The organism is Mycolicibacterium boenickei (assembly GCF_010731295.1).
Classification (GTDB): domain Bacteria; phylum Actinomycetota; class Actinomycetes; order Mycobacteriales; family Mycobacteriaceae; genus Mycobacterium; species Mycobacterium boenickei.
The window spans coordinates 3,575,124-3,590,097 of the sequence record NZ_AP022579.1 but is presented as its reverse complement, the minus strand read 5'-3'; the positions used below and the strand labels follow the sequence as shown (position 1 = coordinate 3,590,097).

Sequence of the window (14,974 nt, the reverse complement as noted above, 5' to 3'; positions counted from 1 at the left end):
ACGGTGCGCCGATCTCTGGATCCACCGTTGCGCGCACGGCACCATCGTTCCATGAGCTACAACCGTGCAGACGACACTTCACGCATCAAGATCGACGTGGCGATCGGCGTTCTGGTCGCCCTGCGCGGTTGCGCGCCCGATCAGGCGTTCGCCGAACTGGTCAGGGTGGTACAGCGCACCGGTATCGGAATCGGCAGCATCGCAAGGGCATTGGTCGACCTCGCCGGCGGCAGATCAGGCACCACGGCCGAGTACGCCGAGGCGTTCAACGCCTGGGGCGAACTGCTCGCGCAGGCGCGCCGGGTGCCGGTCAGCACCCGGTAACGGGCGCCCGCGCCAGCAGCCACGCCTGGCCGTCGCACTCCCCCGCCGCGAGCGCCTCAAGACCGGCAAATGCCGCCTCGAGTTCGCCCGCGGCGGCACGGAACCGGCCCGGCTGGGCACCCACCTCACTCAGCACACAGATGGCCAGCAGGCCGCCCGGTCGCAGCCGGGCGGCCAGCGCCGGGTAGAGCTTCGGATCCCGGAAGCGATGGCACAGCACCACGTCGACCGGAGGTCCGGCCGGGAGACCCTCGTCAAGATCAGCGACATCGAGCCGGCACCGCTCTGCCACCCCGTGGAATGCGGCCGCCTGCTTCGCCTGGGTGATCGCCACGGGGGACGCGTCGAGGCCCCACACCTGCAACCCGCGCTGTGCCAGCCACACCGCGGCCCGACCGGTGCCGCAGGCGACGTCGAGGGCCGAACCTGCCGAGGGAAACAGGCCGGCGTGGGCGCTGAACACCTGCGGCAGGGCAGGTGCCATATCCGGCTGCCGATCGGCATAGGCCGCATCCCAGCGGATGCGGTCCTTCTCGCTCACGTGCGCCACCCTATGGGAGGGAATAGCGGCACACCCTCCGGGGTTAGCCCCTTCATGCGAGCCCTCGTCTACGACCCGCACGCTCCTGCCAATCTCCGATTCGACGACGTCGCCGAACCATCCGCCGCCGAATCGCAGGCCCTGATCGAGGTGCACGCGATCGCGCTGAACTTCGGGGAGCTGCACTTCATCGACCAGATGCGCCGTCCCGGCGAAGTTCCCGGTTGGGACAGTGCGGGCATCGTCGCTCAGGCCGCGGCAGACGGTTCCGGGCCACCGGCAGGCGCCCGGGTGGTCGGCTTCAGCGGCGAGGCCGGCTGGGCTGAACGACGCGTGGTGTCGACCGACAATCTGGCCGAACTCCCCGAGTTCGTCGAGTTCGATGAAGCGGCCGCGCTCCCGGTCGCCGGGGTGACGGCACTGCAGGCACTGCGCGCCCTCGGCCCGATTGTCGGGCGCCGGGTTCTGATCACCGGTGCGTCCGGCGGCGTCGGCCGGTACGCCGTACAGCTGGCCGCCCGGGCGGGCGCTCATGTGGTGGCCGCGGTCGGCAGCGCCCCGCGCGGTGAGGGCCTGGAGGAATTGGGCGCGGCCGAGGTGGTGGTCGGCCTGGACTCGGTGACCGAGCCGGTGTTCGGTGTGCTCGACAACGTCGGAGGGAAACTTTTGGCCCAGGCGTTCAGCCTGGTGTCCGACGGCGGCTCGGTGCAGTCCATCGGGATGGCCTCGAACGAGCCCACCACCATCAACTTCGAGCAGGAACGGCGCACCGGCAACCGAAAGCGGTTGGAGCCGTTCACGGTCCGGGCACCGTTCCAGGACGATCTCGACTACCTGCTGACCCTGTTGGCCGACGGCGAACTCGATCCGCAGATCGGGCTGCGGGACTCATGGGAGAACACCGCCGCCGCCGCACAGGCGTTGTTGGGCCGCAAGGTGGCGGGCAAAGCGGTGCTGCGGGTCGTCTGATCCGGGTTCAGTTGCCCTGTCCGCCGCGTCCTCGTGACACCAGGTCGGCCACCGGGTCCTTGCCGTTGATGAACCAGTCACCGAGGATGCGCGCCTTGTAGACCACCGGGTTGTGGGAGGCCAGCGTGCGGGCGTTGCGCCAATGCCGGTCAAGGCCGAGCTCTTCGGAGACGCCCGAGGCACCCAGCGCGTCGAACACCCGCGTGGTGGCCCGCAGTGCCGCGGCCACGATCACCAGCTGGGCCTGGGTGACGGCCACCTCGGCGTCGACGAGCAACTGGCGGGCCTGGTCATCGCTGCCCGCGAGCCGGCCGGCCACGATCCGGTCCAGGCTGCGGGCGCTCTGTGCCAGCGCCGCCGTCGCACCGAACGCCTCGGCCGACACCTCGCCGATGACCTGCAGCAGCTGCGGATCGGCGGCCGGAACCTCGGCCAGCCCCTGCGGATAGTTACGCTGCCGCGCCGTCAAGGCGGCCGAACCGTCCCGTTGCGCGGCCCTGATGATTCCGGTCAGCACCGCCAGCATGGCGATCTGGTAGAAGTGCGCCTGATAGGTGAACCGCTCGCCGGCCGGGAACACGTTGCCGCGCTCGGCGCGGGCCCCGTCATAGCGGGCCGAGCCGCTGCCCGTGGTGCGCTGGCCGAACCCGCGCCAGTCGTCGACGAGGGTGACGCCGGGATCGTCGGCACGCACCAGTGCCGTCCACAGCTCACCGTCCTTACCGCGACCGAGAACATCCAGCCAGTCGGCGTAAAGGCTGCCCGTTGCATAGTATTTCGAGCCGGTCACCGACCAGTGACCGTCCTCCTCGGTGACCGTCGTGGCCAGATTGGCCAGGGTCAGATTGTTGGCCTCGGTCCAGCCGCCGCCGACGAATTCACCGGCCACAAACCGTTTGATCCACGTGGTGTTGTCCTCCGACGCCGGCGCGTTGAGCCGGTCCTCGACGAAGGCCAGATGGTTGCGCCAGATGTGGGCGACATTGGCGTCGGCCTCCCCCAGCTCGGCCAGCAGCAGGAAGGTCTGTTCCAAGGACGCGCCGAAACCGCCCTGCTCGGCCGAGATCCGCAAGGTGCCGAATCCGGCATCGTTCAACCAGCGCACCTGCTCGTGCGGGAACACCCGGTCGGCCTCACGCTGTCGATTCCCCTCGGCGATCTGCGCGAAGATCGGCCCGAACACCGAACGCAGCTCGGCGTCATAGCCGGTCGGACGCTTCAGATAGGTGTTTTCCGTTGACATTTACGACTTCTCCTCGGCGTCGATCCGGTAGGCGTACTCGTCGCCCACAGTGCGATACCCCAACCGCTGATACAGCAGGTGGGCGTTGCTGGCATTGGCGATGTCGGTACCCAACGAGGCGTGGGTGAACCCGCGCCGCAGCGCCGCCAACCAGAGCTTGCGCAGCAGCAGCTCCGCGACACCGGCCTTGCGCCGGTCCGCACGCACGCCGATGTAGTCGGTGTGCGCACTGCGGATCTCGTCCGCGCCGGCCCCTGACGTGTAGGTCGAACCGAGCACGTAACCGACCACCGCACCGTCGTCGTCGATGGCGGCCAGGCTGAAATCCCCGGTGAACGCCCGGCTGGCCAGGTGGTGTTCCCAGCGCTGCGGAGTCTTCGACATGTTCCCGAAATGCTCACGGAAGGTGTCGAATTGCACCTGCCGGACCTGCTCGGTCAAACCCGCCGCCACCACCTCGGGCCACGACAGGATCGTGATCGACTCGATCCGGGCCTCGGCCAGCGCGTCCGGATCCTCGTCGATCAATGCCTTTCGGGTGCTGGCGAACTGGCGTTCTCTCCGGGCTCCGTGGGCGGCCAGCGCATCGATCGTCACTGCCTGATCGGCGCCGATGAACACCCGCAGATAGGCGCCGGGCACGGCCACCCGGCCGAACCGCCCGACGGCGTCACCGACGATCGCGCGCACCGCCTCGGCCGGGGCATGCGAACCGAACACGAAGCTCCCCAACACCTCCGGTTCGGCGCCGTCCGGCCGGTGCAGGGCCGCGTATCCGGCAACTGTGCCCGCCGTGTCGAGCAGGACGACCGCCGAGCCGGGATACACACCGCTGAGTTGCTCGGCGACATCGCGGGAATCGGCGGCGAACTTGCGCCCACCGAGACCCGGCGTGGTGGCCAGGAAATCGGCGATCAGCGGGTGGTGCCGTGGGGTGGCCTCGGTAACGGTCCAACCGGCCGTCACCACTGCGGCGTCGTGGGTGAGCGTCACGGCGTCACTCCCGCATCGAGCAGGCGCTGCTGCTCCTCGGCCGAGATGCTCTGGATGGTGCCGATCCGATTGGCCACTTCGGGCCGGGTCCGCTTGAGGTACCAGTACCACGAGAGACCGGCGAGCAAGATGGCACCGAACACGAAAGGCAGTATGTTGAACGGGAATTCGGGCACCGGATAGAAGTTGCTCACGATCACGTATCCCAGCCCGATGGTGGCCGCGACCGCAACGGCCAGGCGCCGCGGCGTGAGGGCACCGATCTTGCGCAGCCAGATCGGCGTCGCGATGACCACCAGCAGGTAGCTGACCAGGAAGCCCCAGTTGGCCACGTAGCCGCCGTAGACGTCGAACACCAGACGGCCCGCGGAACTGAACGTGGCAGTGACCGAGAACGCCAGTGCCAGGATCCCGACGAACACCACACCGGCCCACGGCGTCTTGTAGGTGGGGTGCACCTTGGTGAACACCTGCGGCAGTGCGCCTTCGTGCGCGAAGGTGAACAGCGATCGCGCCGCTGCGGTGGTGACCGCGGTGACGAACACGATGAACGCGATCGCGACGGCACCGCTGACGATCTGGTTGACCCATTCGACCCCGACGCTGGCAGCCAGCTGCGGCAGCACCGCCTTGTCACCGTCGATCTCGCCGAAGTGCAGGATCTGCGGGTAGGTCGCGAAGATGTACAGGGCGCCGATCAGGATCACCACGCGCAGCAAAGATCTGGCGATGTTGCGATGCGCGTCCTTGGCTTCGGCCCCGAGCGAGGCCACGCTTTCGAAGCCGGCGTAGGAACCCACCGCGGTGACCGCCGCGATGAACGTCGCACTGGACCCGAGGTGCTGCGGATTCCACTGCTCCCAGTCGATGCGGAACCCGTAGCCGACGTAGGAGGCCACGATGATCACCAGGATCGACGCGATGGCCAGCAACTCGAAGGCCAGTTCGTACTTGGCGGCCAGTGAAACCCCGCGGTACGGCAGGTACACCGCGACCCCGACCACCACGATCACCAGCAGCAGGCGAAACCACACCGCTTGCGATCCGAGGCCGATCGACTCCAGGAACGCGTCGAGATACAGCACCCCACCGAGGGTGCCGGTGGTGGCGAAACCGATGTAGCCGAACAGCAGGCTGAACCCGGCGGCGAAGGCGAAGCCCGGGCCCAGACCGTGTCCGGTGTAGGTGCCCAGCGATCCGGAGGACACCGTGCGCTTGGCCTGGAAGCTGATCGTGATGGCGACCAGTACCACGATGGACAGGCCGATTACGGCCGCCCACGCCGCCCCCTTGCCCGCCGCCACGAACAACGAGAACGGCACCACGGCCAGTGCCACACTGGGTGCGGCAGCCGCCAGCCCTTGGGCGAACACGCCCCACGGGCCCAGTGCCCCGGATTCCAGCCCCGTCGATTCCGCCGAAATGAGGGTGCGGCCTCCGGCCTCCGTCGCCGGGTGCGACTTCGGATCGTCTGTAGTAGTCACGGCAATGTCCCTTTCTGACCGCGACGCCTCCCGTCCGTGATCCGGTGCGGGTGGTTGAGATGTCGGTATGTGTTGTCACACTGCCGCAATCGGATTCGCATCGTCAGCTATGGAATCGGCGGGATTCTATTGTGATTGAACGGGATTCCTTCGGAATGCGGCGCCAGGGTGCCCGTCGGCCAACAATCCGTCGTCGCCGCCGAACAGCTTCTGCCGCAAGGTGGTCGGAGCGGAGAGCTCGCGGGCGCGGCCACGCCGGCGGAGCTCGGGGATGAGGTAGGTGGCCACGTCGGCGAAGCTACCGGGCGTGACGTGATAGGCGATGTTGAAGCCGTCCACCCCGGTGCGGTCCGCATAGGCGTCCAGCGCATCGGCCACCGTGGTGGCCGATCCGACGAACAGCTCGCCGCCGAACCCGCCAAGTCCCCCGACGTAGTCCCGCAACGTCAGACGCTCTCGGACATCGGAATCAGTGACTGCGGCCAGGATGGACCGGCTGGCGTCGGTGTCGAACTGCTCGATCGGGCGATCGACTCCGTAGGTCGACCAGTCCACGCCGGACAGTGCTGACAACAGCACCAGGCCGCCCTCCAGGTCATGGAAGTCCGCGAGCTCGCGCGCCTTGGCCTGGGCTGCGGAATCGGTACTGTCCGTGACGATCTCAACCGACGTGATGAACTTCAGCGCGTGCGGGTCGCGGCCGTGTCCGGCTGCCCGGCGACGGATGTCCTCGATATGGCCGCGCAGGACCTCGGGCCGCGGATCGCTGACGAACACCAGTTCGGCGTTGCGGGAAGCGAACTCGCGGCCGGCCGATGACGTGCCGGCCTGGAACAGCACCGGCGTCCGTTGCGGCGAAGGTTCGACCAGGTGCGCACCGGGGACGGTGAAATATCTTCCGTGGTGGCCGATGTCGTGCACCTTCGCCGGGTCGGTGTACACCCCGCGCTCGGCATCGCGGAGGACAGCGCCCGGCTCCCATGAGCCTTCCCAGAGTTTGTAGGTCACTTCGACGAATTCCTGGGCCATCGCGTAGCGCTCGTCGTGCGGGATCTGCCGGTCGCGGCCGATGATGTTGCGCGCCGCGCTGTTGAGCAGCGACGTGACGATGTTCCAGCCGATCCGGCCGCCGGTGAGATGGTCCAGGGTGCTGAACTTTCGCGCCAGCAGGTACGGGCTCTCGTAGGTGGTGGATACGGTGATGCCGAAACCCAACCGCTCGGTGGCCGCGGCCATCGCCGACACCGCCAACAGCGGGTCGGTCACCGGCGTCTGCACTCCCCGTGCCAGCGCCGCACTGGCGTCACCGCCGAACACGTCGAGCTGACCGACCGCGTCGGCGATGAACAGCACGTCGAATCCGCCGGCGTCGAGTAGCTTCGCCAGCTCGACCCAGTACCGGACGTCGGTGTAGTCGGCGGTGCGGTCCCTCGGGTGGCGCCACAGCCCGAAGTTGCCGTGGGACACCGTCGACATGGTGAACGCCGACAGCACGTACGGTTCGATCATGACAGCCGCCGCCGCGGTACGTCGAGCCCGAGATGGGATCGCAGTGTGGTTCCGGCGTACTCGTGACGGAACAGCCCGCGCTTGCGCAGCACCGGCACCACCTGCTCCACGAAAAGCTCGTGTTGCCCCGGCAATCCGGAGTCTCGCAGCACGAATCCGTCGGCCGCTCCGGTGGTGAACCATTGCTCGATCTCATCGGCGATCTGCTCGGGTGTGCCCACCACGGCCGCGCCCCATCCGTTGACGGTGCGGTACAGGAACTCTCGCACCGTCGGATTTCCTTCCGTCGCGAGCAGCCGGTAGCCGGCCAGCGCGGTCTGGTGGGTCTCGGTGTGTGCCGGGAAGGCCGACTCCGGCACCGGGCCGTCGAGGTCCGCACCAGTGACGTCGACATCGACCTCGAGCAGCCACCCGGCCTGGTACTGCGGGCTGAAGTACTCGTACTCCTGCTGCTGGGCGCGCCGGGCTTCCTCCTCGGTGGAGCCGACGAGATACCGAAGCGACGGGGTGATCAGCGGCGGCCTGGCTCGGCCCAACCGGCGTGCCTCCTGCTGGATCTGGTCGTAGAACTCCTGCGCCCGCGCCCTGTTGCCGTGGCTGGTGAAGATCACCTCGGCGTGCCGGGCCGCGAAACCCCGTCCCGTTTCCGATGATCCGGCCTGGAAGAGCACCGGCTGCCCTTGAGCCGAGCGAGCCGCGCCCAGCGGCCCCGCCACGTCGAAGTAGTGCCCATGGTGGTCGGTCGGTTGAATTCTGCTGACGTCGTTGAAGATCCCCGCGGCGCGGTCTTCGACGACGGTGTCCTCGCCCCAGCCGTCCCATAGCTTGCGGACCACCTCAAGGGCTTCGTCGGCGATGCGGTAACGCTCGTCGTGGGCGACCACGCCGCGGGCGCTGAAGTTGTCCGCGGCCGCCTGGGCGAAGCTGGTGACCAGGTTCCAGCCGGCCCGGCCACCGCTGAGGTGATCGAGTGAAAGCAGCTGGCGGGCAAGGTGGTACGGATGGGCCAGGGTGGCCGATCCGGTGACCACCAGCCCGATGCGGTCGGTGACGGAGGACAGCGCCGCCGTCGCGGTGAGCGGCTCGAAGTCCTCGGTGATCTTGTACGGCCAGGTCGCCGGCGGACCGTAGTTCAGACCGTCGGCGAAGAACAGCGCGTCGAACGTACCGGCCTCGGCGGTCTGCGCGTGGCTGATCAGCCGTCGGCGCACGCCTGCGGTGCTGTTGTCGATGTCGGGATGCCGCCACGGCCCGGTAGACCGGGTATTGCCGAAGGCCAGCAGATGCAGCTCTCTGGACACTCCGGCGACACTACGACCGGCGTGGACCCGCAGACAGGGTTGCGCTCAGCGCGAAGCAATCCCCGGCGCGTACCCGGGTCTACTTCTTCGGCTTGTCCGCGGCCGCGTCGGTCGACAGCGCAGCGACGAACGCTTCCTGAGGTACATCCACGCGACCGATCGTCTTCATGCGCTTCTTGCCCTCCTTCTGCTTCTCCAGCAGCTTGCGCTTACGGGTGATGTCACCGCCGTAGCACTTGGACAGGACGTCTTTGCGGATCGCCCGGATGTTCTCGCGGGCAATGATTTTCGACCCGATCGCGGCCTGCACCGGCACCTCGAACTGCTGGCGCGGGATGAGCTCCTTGAGCTTGGTGGTCATCTTGTTGCCGTAGGCCGACGCCGAATCCTTGTGCACGATCGCGCTGAACGCGTCCACCGCCTCGCCCTGCAACAGGATGTCGACCTTGACCAGATCGGCCTGCTGCTCGCCGGCCTCCTCGTAGTCGAGGCTGGCGTAGCCGCGAGTGCGGGATTTCAGCGAGTCGAAGAAGTCGAAGATGATCTCGCCCAGCGGCATGGTGTAACGCAGCTCGACCCGCTCGGGCGACAGGTAGTCCATGCCGCCGAGCTCGCCGCGCCGCGACTGGCACAGCTCCATGATGGTGCCGATGAACTCGCTCGGCGCGATCACGGTGGTCTTGACCACCGGCTCGTAGACCTCGCGGACCTTGCCCTCGGGCCAGTCCGACGGGTTGGTCACGACGATCTCGGATCCGTCGTCCTTGATCACCCGGTACACAACGTTGGGTGAGGTGGAGATCAGGTCGAGGTTGAACTCGCGCTCCAACCGCTCCCGGGTGATCTCCATGTGCAGCAGGCCGAGGAAGCCGCAGCGGAACCCGAAGCCCAGGGCCACCGAGGTCTCCGGCTCATAGGTCAGGGCCGCATCGTTGAGCTGTAGCTTGTCGAGCGCATCGCGCAAGTCTGGGTAGTCCGAGCCATCGACCGGGTAGAGACCCGAGTAGACCATCGGCTTGGGTTCGCGGTAGCCGGTCAGCGCCTCCGTGGCGCCCTTGCGGGCTGTCGTCACGGTGTCGCCGACCTTGGACTGCCGGACATCCTTCACGCCGGTGATGAGGTAGCCCACCTCGCCGACGCCCAGGCCGTCGCTGGCCTTCGGCTCGGGCGAGACGATGCCGACCTCGAGCAGTTCGTGAGTGGCCCCGGTGGACATCATCGCGATGCGTTCGCGCGGGGTGATCTTGCCGTCGACGACGCGGACGTAGGTGACCACGCCGCGGTAGATGTCGTAGACCGAGTCGAAGATCATGGCCCGCGCGGGGGCGTCGGCGTCGCCGGTGGGTGCCGGCACCTGCCGCACCACCTCGTCGAGCAGTTCGGCCACGCCTTCACCGGTCTTGCCGGACACCCGCAACACGTCCGACGGCTCGCATCCGATGATGTGCGCCAGCTCGCCGGCGTAGCGCTCCGGGTCCGCGGCGGGCAGGTCGATCTTGTTGAGCACCGGGATGATCGTGAGGTCGCGGTCGAGCGCCAGGTACAGGTTGGCCAGCGTCTGCGCCTCGATGCCCTGGGCGGCGTCGACCAGCAGCACCGCGCCCTCACACGCCTCCAGCGCGCGAGACACCTCGTAGGTGAAGTCGACGTGGCCGGGCGTGTCGATCAGGTGCAGGACGAACTCGTCGTCACCGATCTTCCAGGGCAACCGCACGTTCTGCGCCTTGATGGTGATGCCACGCTCACGCTCGATGTCCATCCGGTCCAGGTATTGCGCGCGCATCGACCGGTCGTCGACGACGCCGGTGAGCTGCAGCATCCGGTCCGCCAGCGTCGATTTGCCGTGATCGATGTGGGCGATGATGCAGAAGTTCCTGATCTGCGCCGGCGCAGTGAACGTCTTGTCGGCGAAGCTGCTGATGGGAATCTCCTGGTGAGCGTGGGTGTCCAGCACGTGCTGTGCTCTCTAAGGGTATCGAGCAACCACCGTCGCGACACAATCGCCAGGGGTCCGCTCGCATATGCTCGACACCATGGCGTCGCAGTGGAAGGCGTTCCAACAGGTTCTCAAGGGCGTAGTGGACGGCGCCGAGCACCTGGTGTTCAACGAGGCACCGAAGTTCGTGCGCCAGTTGCAGACCACGGACAACGTGCCGCGGACCGTGCAGCAGGGCCTCCAACAGGGTCTTCAGCAGGGCCTGCGACTGGGTCTGGGCGTGCTCGCCGGTGCGGCCGCCCCGCCGCCCCAGGCGATCACCGCCGGCCGGCCGGTATCCAAGCACAGCGTGCCCACCGCACACCGGGCCCGCAAAGTCGTCTACGCACCGGACCTGGACGGGCAGGCCGATCCCGGCGAGATCGTCTGGACCTGGGTGGTCTACGAAGACGACCCGACCCAGGGCAAGGACCGCCCGGTCCTGGTGGTCGGCCGTGATCAGCGCACTCTGCTCGGGCTGATGCTGTCCAGCCAGGAATACCACAGCAGTGATCCGGACTGGATCGCGATCGGCACCGGCACCTGGGATTACGACGGCAGGCCGAGCTGGGTCCGGCTGGACCGGGTGCTCGACGTGCCAGAGGAAGGCATCCGCCGAGAGGGCGCGATCCTGGATCGCACCCGGTTCGAGGCGATCGCGGTCAGGCTGCGCGCTCAGTACTCCTGGAGCTGACTGCGCGGCGAGCCGCCATGTTCGAACCGCACGTACGGCCCGGCGTCGTCGACGGTGATCCGGCACCGCACGCCGTAGACGGCGGCCACCAGGTCTTCGGTCAGCACCTCGGCCGGGGTTCCGGTGGCCACCACGGTTCCCTCCGACAGCACCACCACGCGGTCGCAGAACATCGCCGCGAGGTTGAGATCGTGCAGCGCCACCACACTGGTCACATCGAGAGCGCGGATCATCGCCAGGATCTCCAGTTGATGTGCGATATCGAGATGGTTGGTCGGTTCGTCCAGCAGTAACTCGCTGGGTTCCTGGGCCAGGGATCTGGCGATCTGCACGCGCTGCCGCTCCCCGCCCGAGAGGGTGTGCCACAACCGGTCGGCCATCGGGAGCAGGCCGGTGGCCGCCATCGCCGCGGTCACAGCCGCGGTGTCGTCGCGGCCGCCGAAAATCGGTGTGTGCGGAATCCGCCCCAACCGGACGATGTCGCGCACCGCGATGTCCAGATCGGTGTCCGCGTGCTGGCCGACCACCGCCACCCGCCGTGCCACCGCACGGCGCGACATCGTGTGCAGCTCACGGCCGTCGAGCTGCACACTCCCGGAGTCAGCCCGGTCGATCCCGGCCAACAACCGCAGCAGCGAAGACTTGCCGGAACCATTGGGCCCCAGCAGTCCTACGGTGCTACCGGGAACCGGATCCACCGTCACACCGTCCAGCACGACCCGACCCGAGCGGGTCCAGCTCACATCGACCGCTCGCAGACTCATGGCATACCCCTGCGCCGTAACAGGATCAACGCGAAGGCTGGGACGCCGAGCAGGGCGGTGACGACTCCGGTGGGCAATTCTTGCGGAGCGAAGACCGTCCGCGCCAGGGTGTCTACCCAGACCATGAAGATCGCGCCGAGGATCACCGCCGTCGGCAACAGGCGCCGGTGGCCGGGCCCGACGACAAAGCGTGCGGCGTGCGGCAGTACCAATCCGACGAACCCGATCGCGCCGGCCGCACTGACCAGGGCCGCCGTCACCAACGCGGTCATCACCAGCAACACGACACGCGCCCGGTTCACCGAGACCCCCAGAGCGGCGGCCGCATCCTGCCCGAAGGCGAACGCGTCGAGGGTCCGCGCGTAGGCCAGGCACACCGCCAGCCCCACACCGACGGCGGCCGCGCAAGTGGAGACGTCGGTCCAGGACACCCCGGCCAGCGACCCCAACAGCCAGAACAGCACTCCCCTGGTCTGCTCCGCATCGGCGGAGGACAGCACGATGAAGGACGTCAGCGCCGAGAACAGCTGAGTGCCTGCCACACCGGCCAGAACCACCCGGTCGGTCCCGCCGCCTGCGGCGTAGGCGAGCAGCAGCACCACCACGAATGACAGCACCGCACCGGCGAAGGCGCCGCCGGACAACGTCAGCGCGCCCGCCCCGACCCCGAGCACCGCGACCAGCACGGCGCCGGTCGAGGCGCCCGAGGAGACGCCCAGCACGAACGGGTCCGCCAGCGGATTGCGCAGCAGCGACTGGAGTATCGCCCCGCACAGTGCCAGCCCGGCTCCGCAGATGGCGGCAAGGACGACCCTCGGCAGGCGCAGTTGCCACACGATGCTCTCTTGCAATCGCGTTGCCCCCGAAGGCCCGAAGCCGAGACGGTCACCGACGATGCGGTACACGTCCCCCACCGACAACGCGGCGGGGCCGATGGTGATGGCTACCGCGGCGGAAAGGACCAGAACGACGAGCCCGGCGGCCCACAATCCGCCGAGCCATTTGGTACGCACACTCACCGCGCCGCGCCGAACCCGAATTCGGTCAGGCCCTTCGCCACTTTCTCTGCGCCGTCCACGGTGCGGATCGATGGGTTCAGATCGGCGCCGTTCACCACGATGTAGCGCCGGCTTTGCACGGCGGTCAGGCCCCGGGTGAGCGGATTTGATTCCAGGAATTCGACTTTCGTCTCCAGCGCGTCTCCCTCGATCGTGCGGCGACTCAGATCGCCCAGCACCAGCACATCCGGGTCGCGGTCGGCCAGACTCTCCCAATTGATCTGGGGCCACTCATCGGTGGTGTCGGCGAACACGTTGCGCGCCCCGACCGCGCCGGCGATCATGCCAGGGGCTCCACAGCAGCCGGCGAAGTACGGCGCACGCACGTCGGAGAACCAGAACGCGACGTCGACACCGGCGGCGGCCGCGGCGGCGGACTCCATCCGTCCCCGCAGCTCGGCGACGAGGTGGTCGCCGCGTTCGGCGACACCGAATATCGTTGCCAAGTCCCGGATTTCGGTGTAGATCGCCTCCATGGTGAACGGTGCACTGCGGGCACCATCACCGTTGACCGAGGTCTTGCCCTCGCAGTCGCTGGGCGCCAGATACGTCGGCACTCCCAGCTCTGCGAACTGGTCACGGTCGGCGACCCCGCCTGGCCCCAGCGTGCCGCCGAAAGAGGCCGAGACGAAATCGGGTTCGGTGTCGAGCACGGTCTCCAGAGAAGGCTTGTTCACCGCCAGCCGAGGCACCCCGGCGTTCTCGGCTTCGAGGTTGAAGCGGACCGGGTCGGTCCAGGTCGCGGTGCCGACCATGCGGTCCGCGAGGCCCAGCGAGAGCAGAATCTCGGTGGAGCTCTGGTTCAACGAGACCGCCCGCTGCGGCGGTGCATCGATCACCACGTCCCTACCGCAATTCCGCACGGTCAGCGGGTATCCGGGCGCCGCGGGTGTCGCCATCGGCCCGACGGCCGGGGCACACCCGGCCGACAACACAGCACTCAGCGCGCAGACGAGCAACCGGACGCGGCCCTTCATCGGGCCAATCCGAACGCTCGGAATCCGGCGGCCAGCTTCTCCAGGGCATCGATCTCACGGATCCCGGGATCGAGTTCGGACCCGGACAGCACGACATAGCGCTTGTCGCGCACCGCGGACATGTTCCTGGTCACCGGATTCGATTCCAGGAACTTCACCTTCGTGTCCAGGGCGTCCCCGTCGACGCGTCTTCGATTGAGATCGGCGAGCACCAATACGTCCGGATCGCGGTCGGCCAATGCCTCCCAGCTGACCTCCGGCCAGTCTTCGCGGGTGTCGGCGAAGACATTGGTCACGCCGAGCTCGCCGGCATACAGTCCCGGTGCCGAGCAGCAGCCGGCCAGATACGGCGTCCGCAAGCCCGAGAACCAGAAGGCGACAGTGGTATTCGGTTCGGTGATCGACGGCTTGTCGTCCAGCCGCCTGGTGAGCCGGGCGATCAGATCCCGGCCACGCTGCTGCACATCGAAGATCCGGGCCAGCTCGCCGATCTCGCGGAACAGGGTTTCGAGGGCCAGCGGTTCGGTGCGGGTGACGGTCTCACCGTCGACCTTCCCCCCGGTGCACACCGAAGGCGACTGGTACGTCGGGATGCCCAGTTGGGCGAATCGGCTCCGGTCGGCGACCACCGCCGGTGTGAAGGTGTGGGCGCTGGCCGAGGTCACCAGGTCGGGCTCCGCGCCGAGCACCGTCTCCAGCCCCGGGTCGTTGTCGGCCAGCCGGGGCACGGTGGCATTGTCGGCCGCGAGTTCGGGCAACACGGGATCGAACCATGTCGAGGTACCGACCATCCGATCGGCCAGCCCCAGCGCCAGCAGGATCTCGGTCGAGGACTGATACAGCGATACGGCCCGCTGCGGCGGTCCGCCGAAAGTGACGGTGACACCACAGTTCTCGATCGTGAGCGGATAGCTGGTCGGGCCCGCGGCGGGCCCGGCGGTGGGGTTGTCGGCACCAGACTCTCGATGCCCGCAAGCCACCGTGAGCGACAACGTCACAGACACCAGGGACAACAGTGCGGTGAGTACACGCACAGCCAAGACTTCCTTTGATCCAGGGCCCAGTCGCGGAGCCGTCAACGGTCATTCCCGGCCCAGGTGGTCGGACTCGAGGCTGTGCCCCACACCGTTGCGCGTCAGTTC

The 14,974-nt window shown here is 67.9% G+C and carries 14 protein-coding genes; 3 read left to right on the top strand and 11 right to left on the bottom strand.

Translation table 11 applies throughout. From position 1 onward, the window contains the following. The first annotated feature begins 51 nt into the window (after window positions 1-51). On the top strand, window positions 52-324 hold the full coding sequence (locus G6N57_RS17065) for an ANTAR domain-containing protein (protein ID WP_077741330.1): 273 nt from the start codon (window positions 52-54) through the stop codon (window positions 322-324). Here G6N57_RS17065 and G6N57_RS17060 read toward each other — a convergent pair. Then, complete coding sequence (locus G6N57_RS17060) at window positions 311-865, bottom strand: class I SAM-dependent methyltransferase (protein WP_077742031.1); 555 nt, start codon at window positions 863-865, stop codon at window positions 311-313. The two genes, G6N57_RS17065 and G6N57_RS17060, sit on opposite strands and share 14 nt — an antisense overlap. A 54-nt stretch (window positions 866-919) precedes the next feature. On the opposite strand from G6N57_RS17060, the gene G6N57_RS17055 reads away from it, so the two are divergent. After that, window positions 920-1,834, top strand: a complete 915-nt coding sequence (locus tag G6N57_RS17055) for a zinc-binding dehydrogenase (protein ID WP_077741331.1) — start codon at window positions 920-922, stop codon at window positions 1,832-1,834. Between the two features lie 7 nt (window positions 1,835-1,841). Here G6N57_RS17055 and G6N57_RS17050 read toward each other — a convergent pair whose 3' ends face one another. From G6N57_RS17050 to lepA, 6 genes are all read right to left on the bottom strand, one after another. Then, window positions 1,842-3,077: an acyl-CoA dehydrogenase family protein gene (locus G6N57_RS17050; protein ID WP_077741332.1), complete on the bottom strand. Its 1,236-nt coding sequence runs from the start codon at window positions 3,075-3,077 to the stop codon at window positions 1,842-1,844. Further along, entirely contained in the window at window positions 3,078-4,070 is a 993-nt protein-coding gene (locus tag G6N57_RS17045; RefSeq protein ID WP_077741333.1) for a GNAT family N-acetyltransferase, read from the bottom strand. After that, on the bottom strand, window positions 4,067-5,554 hold the full coding sequence (locus tag G6N57_RS17040; RefSeq protein WP_077741334.1) for an APC family permease: 1,488 nt from the start codon (window positions 5,552-5,554) through the stop codon (window positions 4,067-4,069). Before G6N57_RS17040 ends, G6N57_RS17045 begins: the two co-directional genes overlap by 4 nt. Window positions 5,555-5,680: 126 nt before the next feature. Continuing rightward, window positions 5,681-7,063, bottom strand: a complete 1,383-nt coding sequence (locus G6N57_RS17035) for an LLM class flavin-dependent oxidoreductase (protein WP_077741335.1) — start codon at window positions 7,061-7,063, stop codon at window positions 5,681-5,683. Further along, window positions 7,060-8,364, bottom strand: coding sequence for an NtaA/DmoA family FMN-dependent monooxygenase (locus G6N57_RS17030; RefSeq protein WP_077741336.1), 1,305 nt, complete (start codon window positions 8,362-8,364; stop codon window positions 7,060-7,062). Before G6N57_RS17030 ends, G6N57_RS17035 begins: the two co-directional genes overlap by 4 nt. 79 nt (window positions 8,365-8,443) lie before the next feature. Next, complete coding sequence (lepA, locus tag G6N57_RS17025) at window positions 8,444-10,318, bottom strand: translation elongation factor 4 (RefSeq protein ID WP_077741337.1); 1,875 nt, start codon at window positions 10,316-10,318, stop codon at window positions 8,444-8,446. A 79-nt stretch (window positions 10,319-10,397) separates the two neighbouring features. Here lepA and G6N57_RS17020 point away from each other — a divergent pair, with 79 nt between their 5' ends. After that, window positions 10,398-11,033: a type II toxin-antitoxin system PemK/MazF family toxin gene (locus G6N57_RS17020; RefSeq protein WP_097926070.1), complete on the top strand. Its 636-nt coding sequence runs from the start codon at window positions 10,398-10,400 to the stop codon at window positions 11,031-11,033. On the opposite strand, the gene G6N57_RS17015 is transcribed toward G6N57_RS17020, so the two are convergent. From G6N57_RS17015 to G6N57_RS17000, 4 genes are read right to left on the bottom strand one after another with little or no spacing between them, the layout of a single operon-like run. After that, window positions 11,015-11,797: an ABC transporter ATP-binding protein gene (locus G6N57_RS17015; protein WP_077741339.1), complete on the bottom strand. Its 783-nt coding sequence runs from the start codon at window positions 11,795-11,797 to the stop codon at window positions 11,015-11,017. The genes G6N57_RS17020 and G6N57_RS17015 overlap by 19 nt on opposite strands. Continuing rightward, on the bottom strand, window positions 11,794-12,816 hold the full coding sequence (locus G6N57_RS17010; RefSeq protein WP_077741340.1) for a FecCD family ABC transporter permease: 1,023 nt from the start codon (window positions 12,814-12,816) through the stop codon (window positions 11,794-11,796). Before G6N57_RS17010 ends, G6N57_RS17015 begins: the two co-directional genes overlap by 4 nt. Continuing rightward, a complete protein-coding gene (locus tag G6N57_RS17005) occupies window positions 12,813-13,832 on the bottom strand; it encodes an ABC transporter substrate-binding protein (protein WP_077741341.1) in 1,020 nt (339 codons plus the stop codon). Before G6N57_RS17005 ends, G6N57_RS17010 begins: the two co-directional genes overlap by 4 nt. After that, window positions 13,829-14,866, bottom strand: a complete 1,038-nt coding sequence (locus G6N57_RS17000; RefSeq protein ID WP_077741342.1) for an ABC transporter substrate-binding protein — start codon at window positions 14,864-14,866, stop codon at window positions 13,829-13,831. The genes G6N57_RS17005 and G6N57_RS17000 overlap by 4 nt, the downstream gene beginning before the upstream one ends. Window positions 14,867-14,974 lie beyond the last annotated feature (108 nt).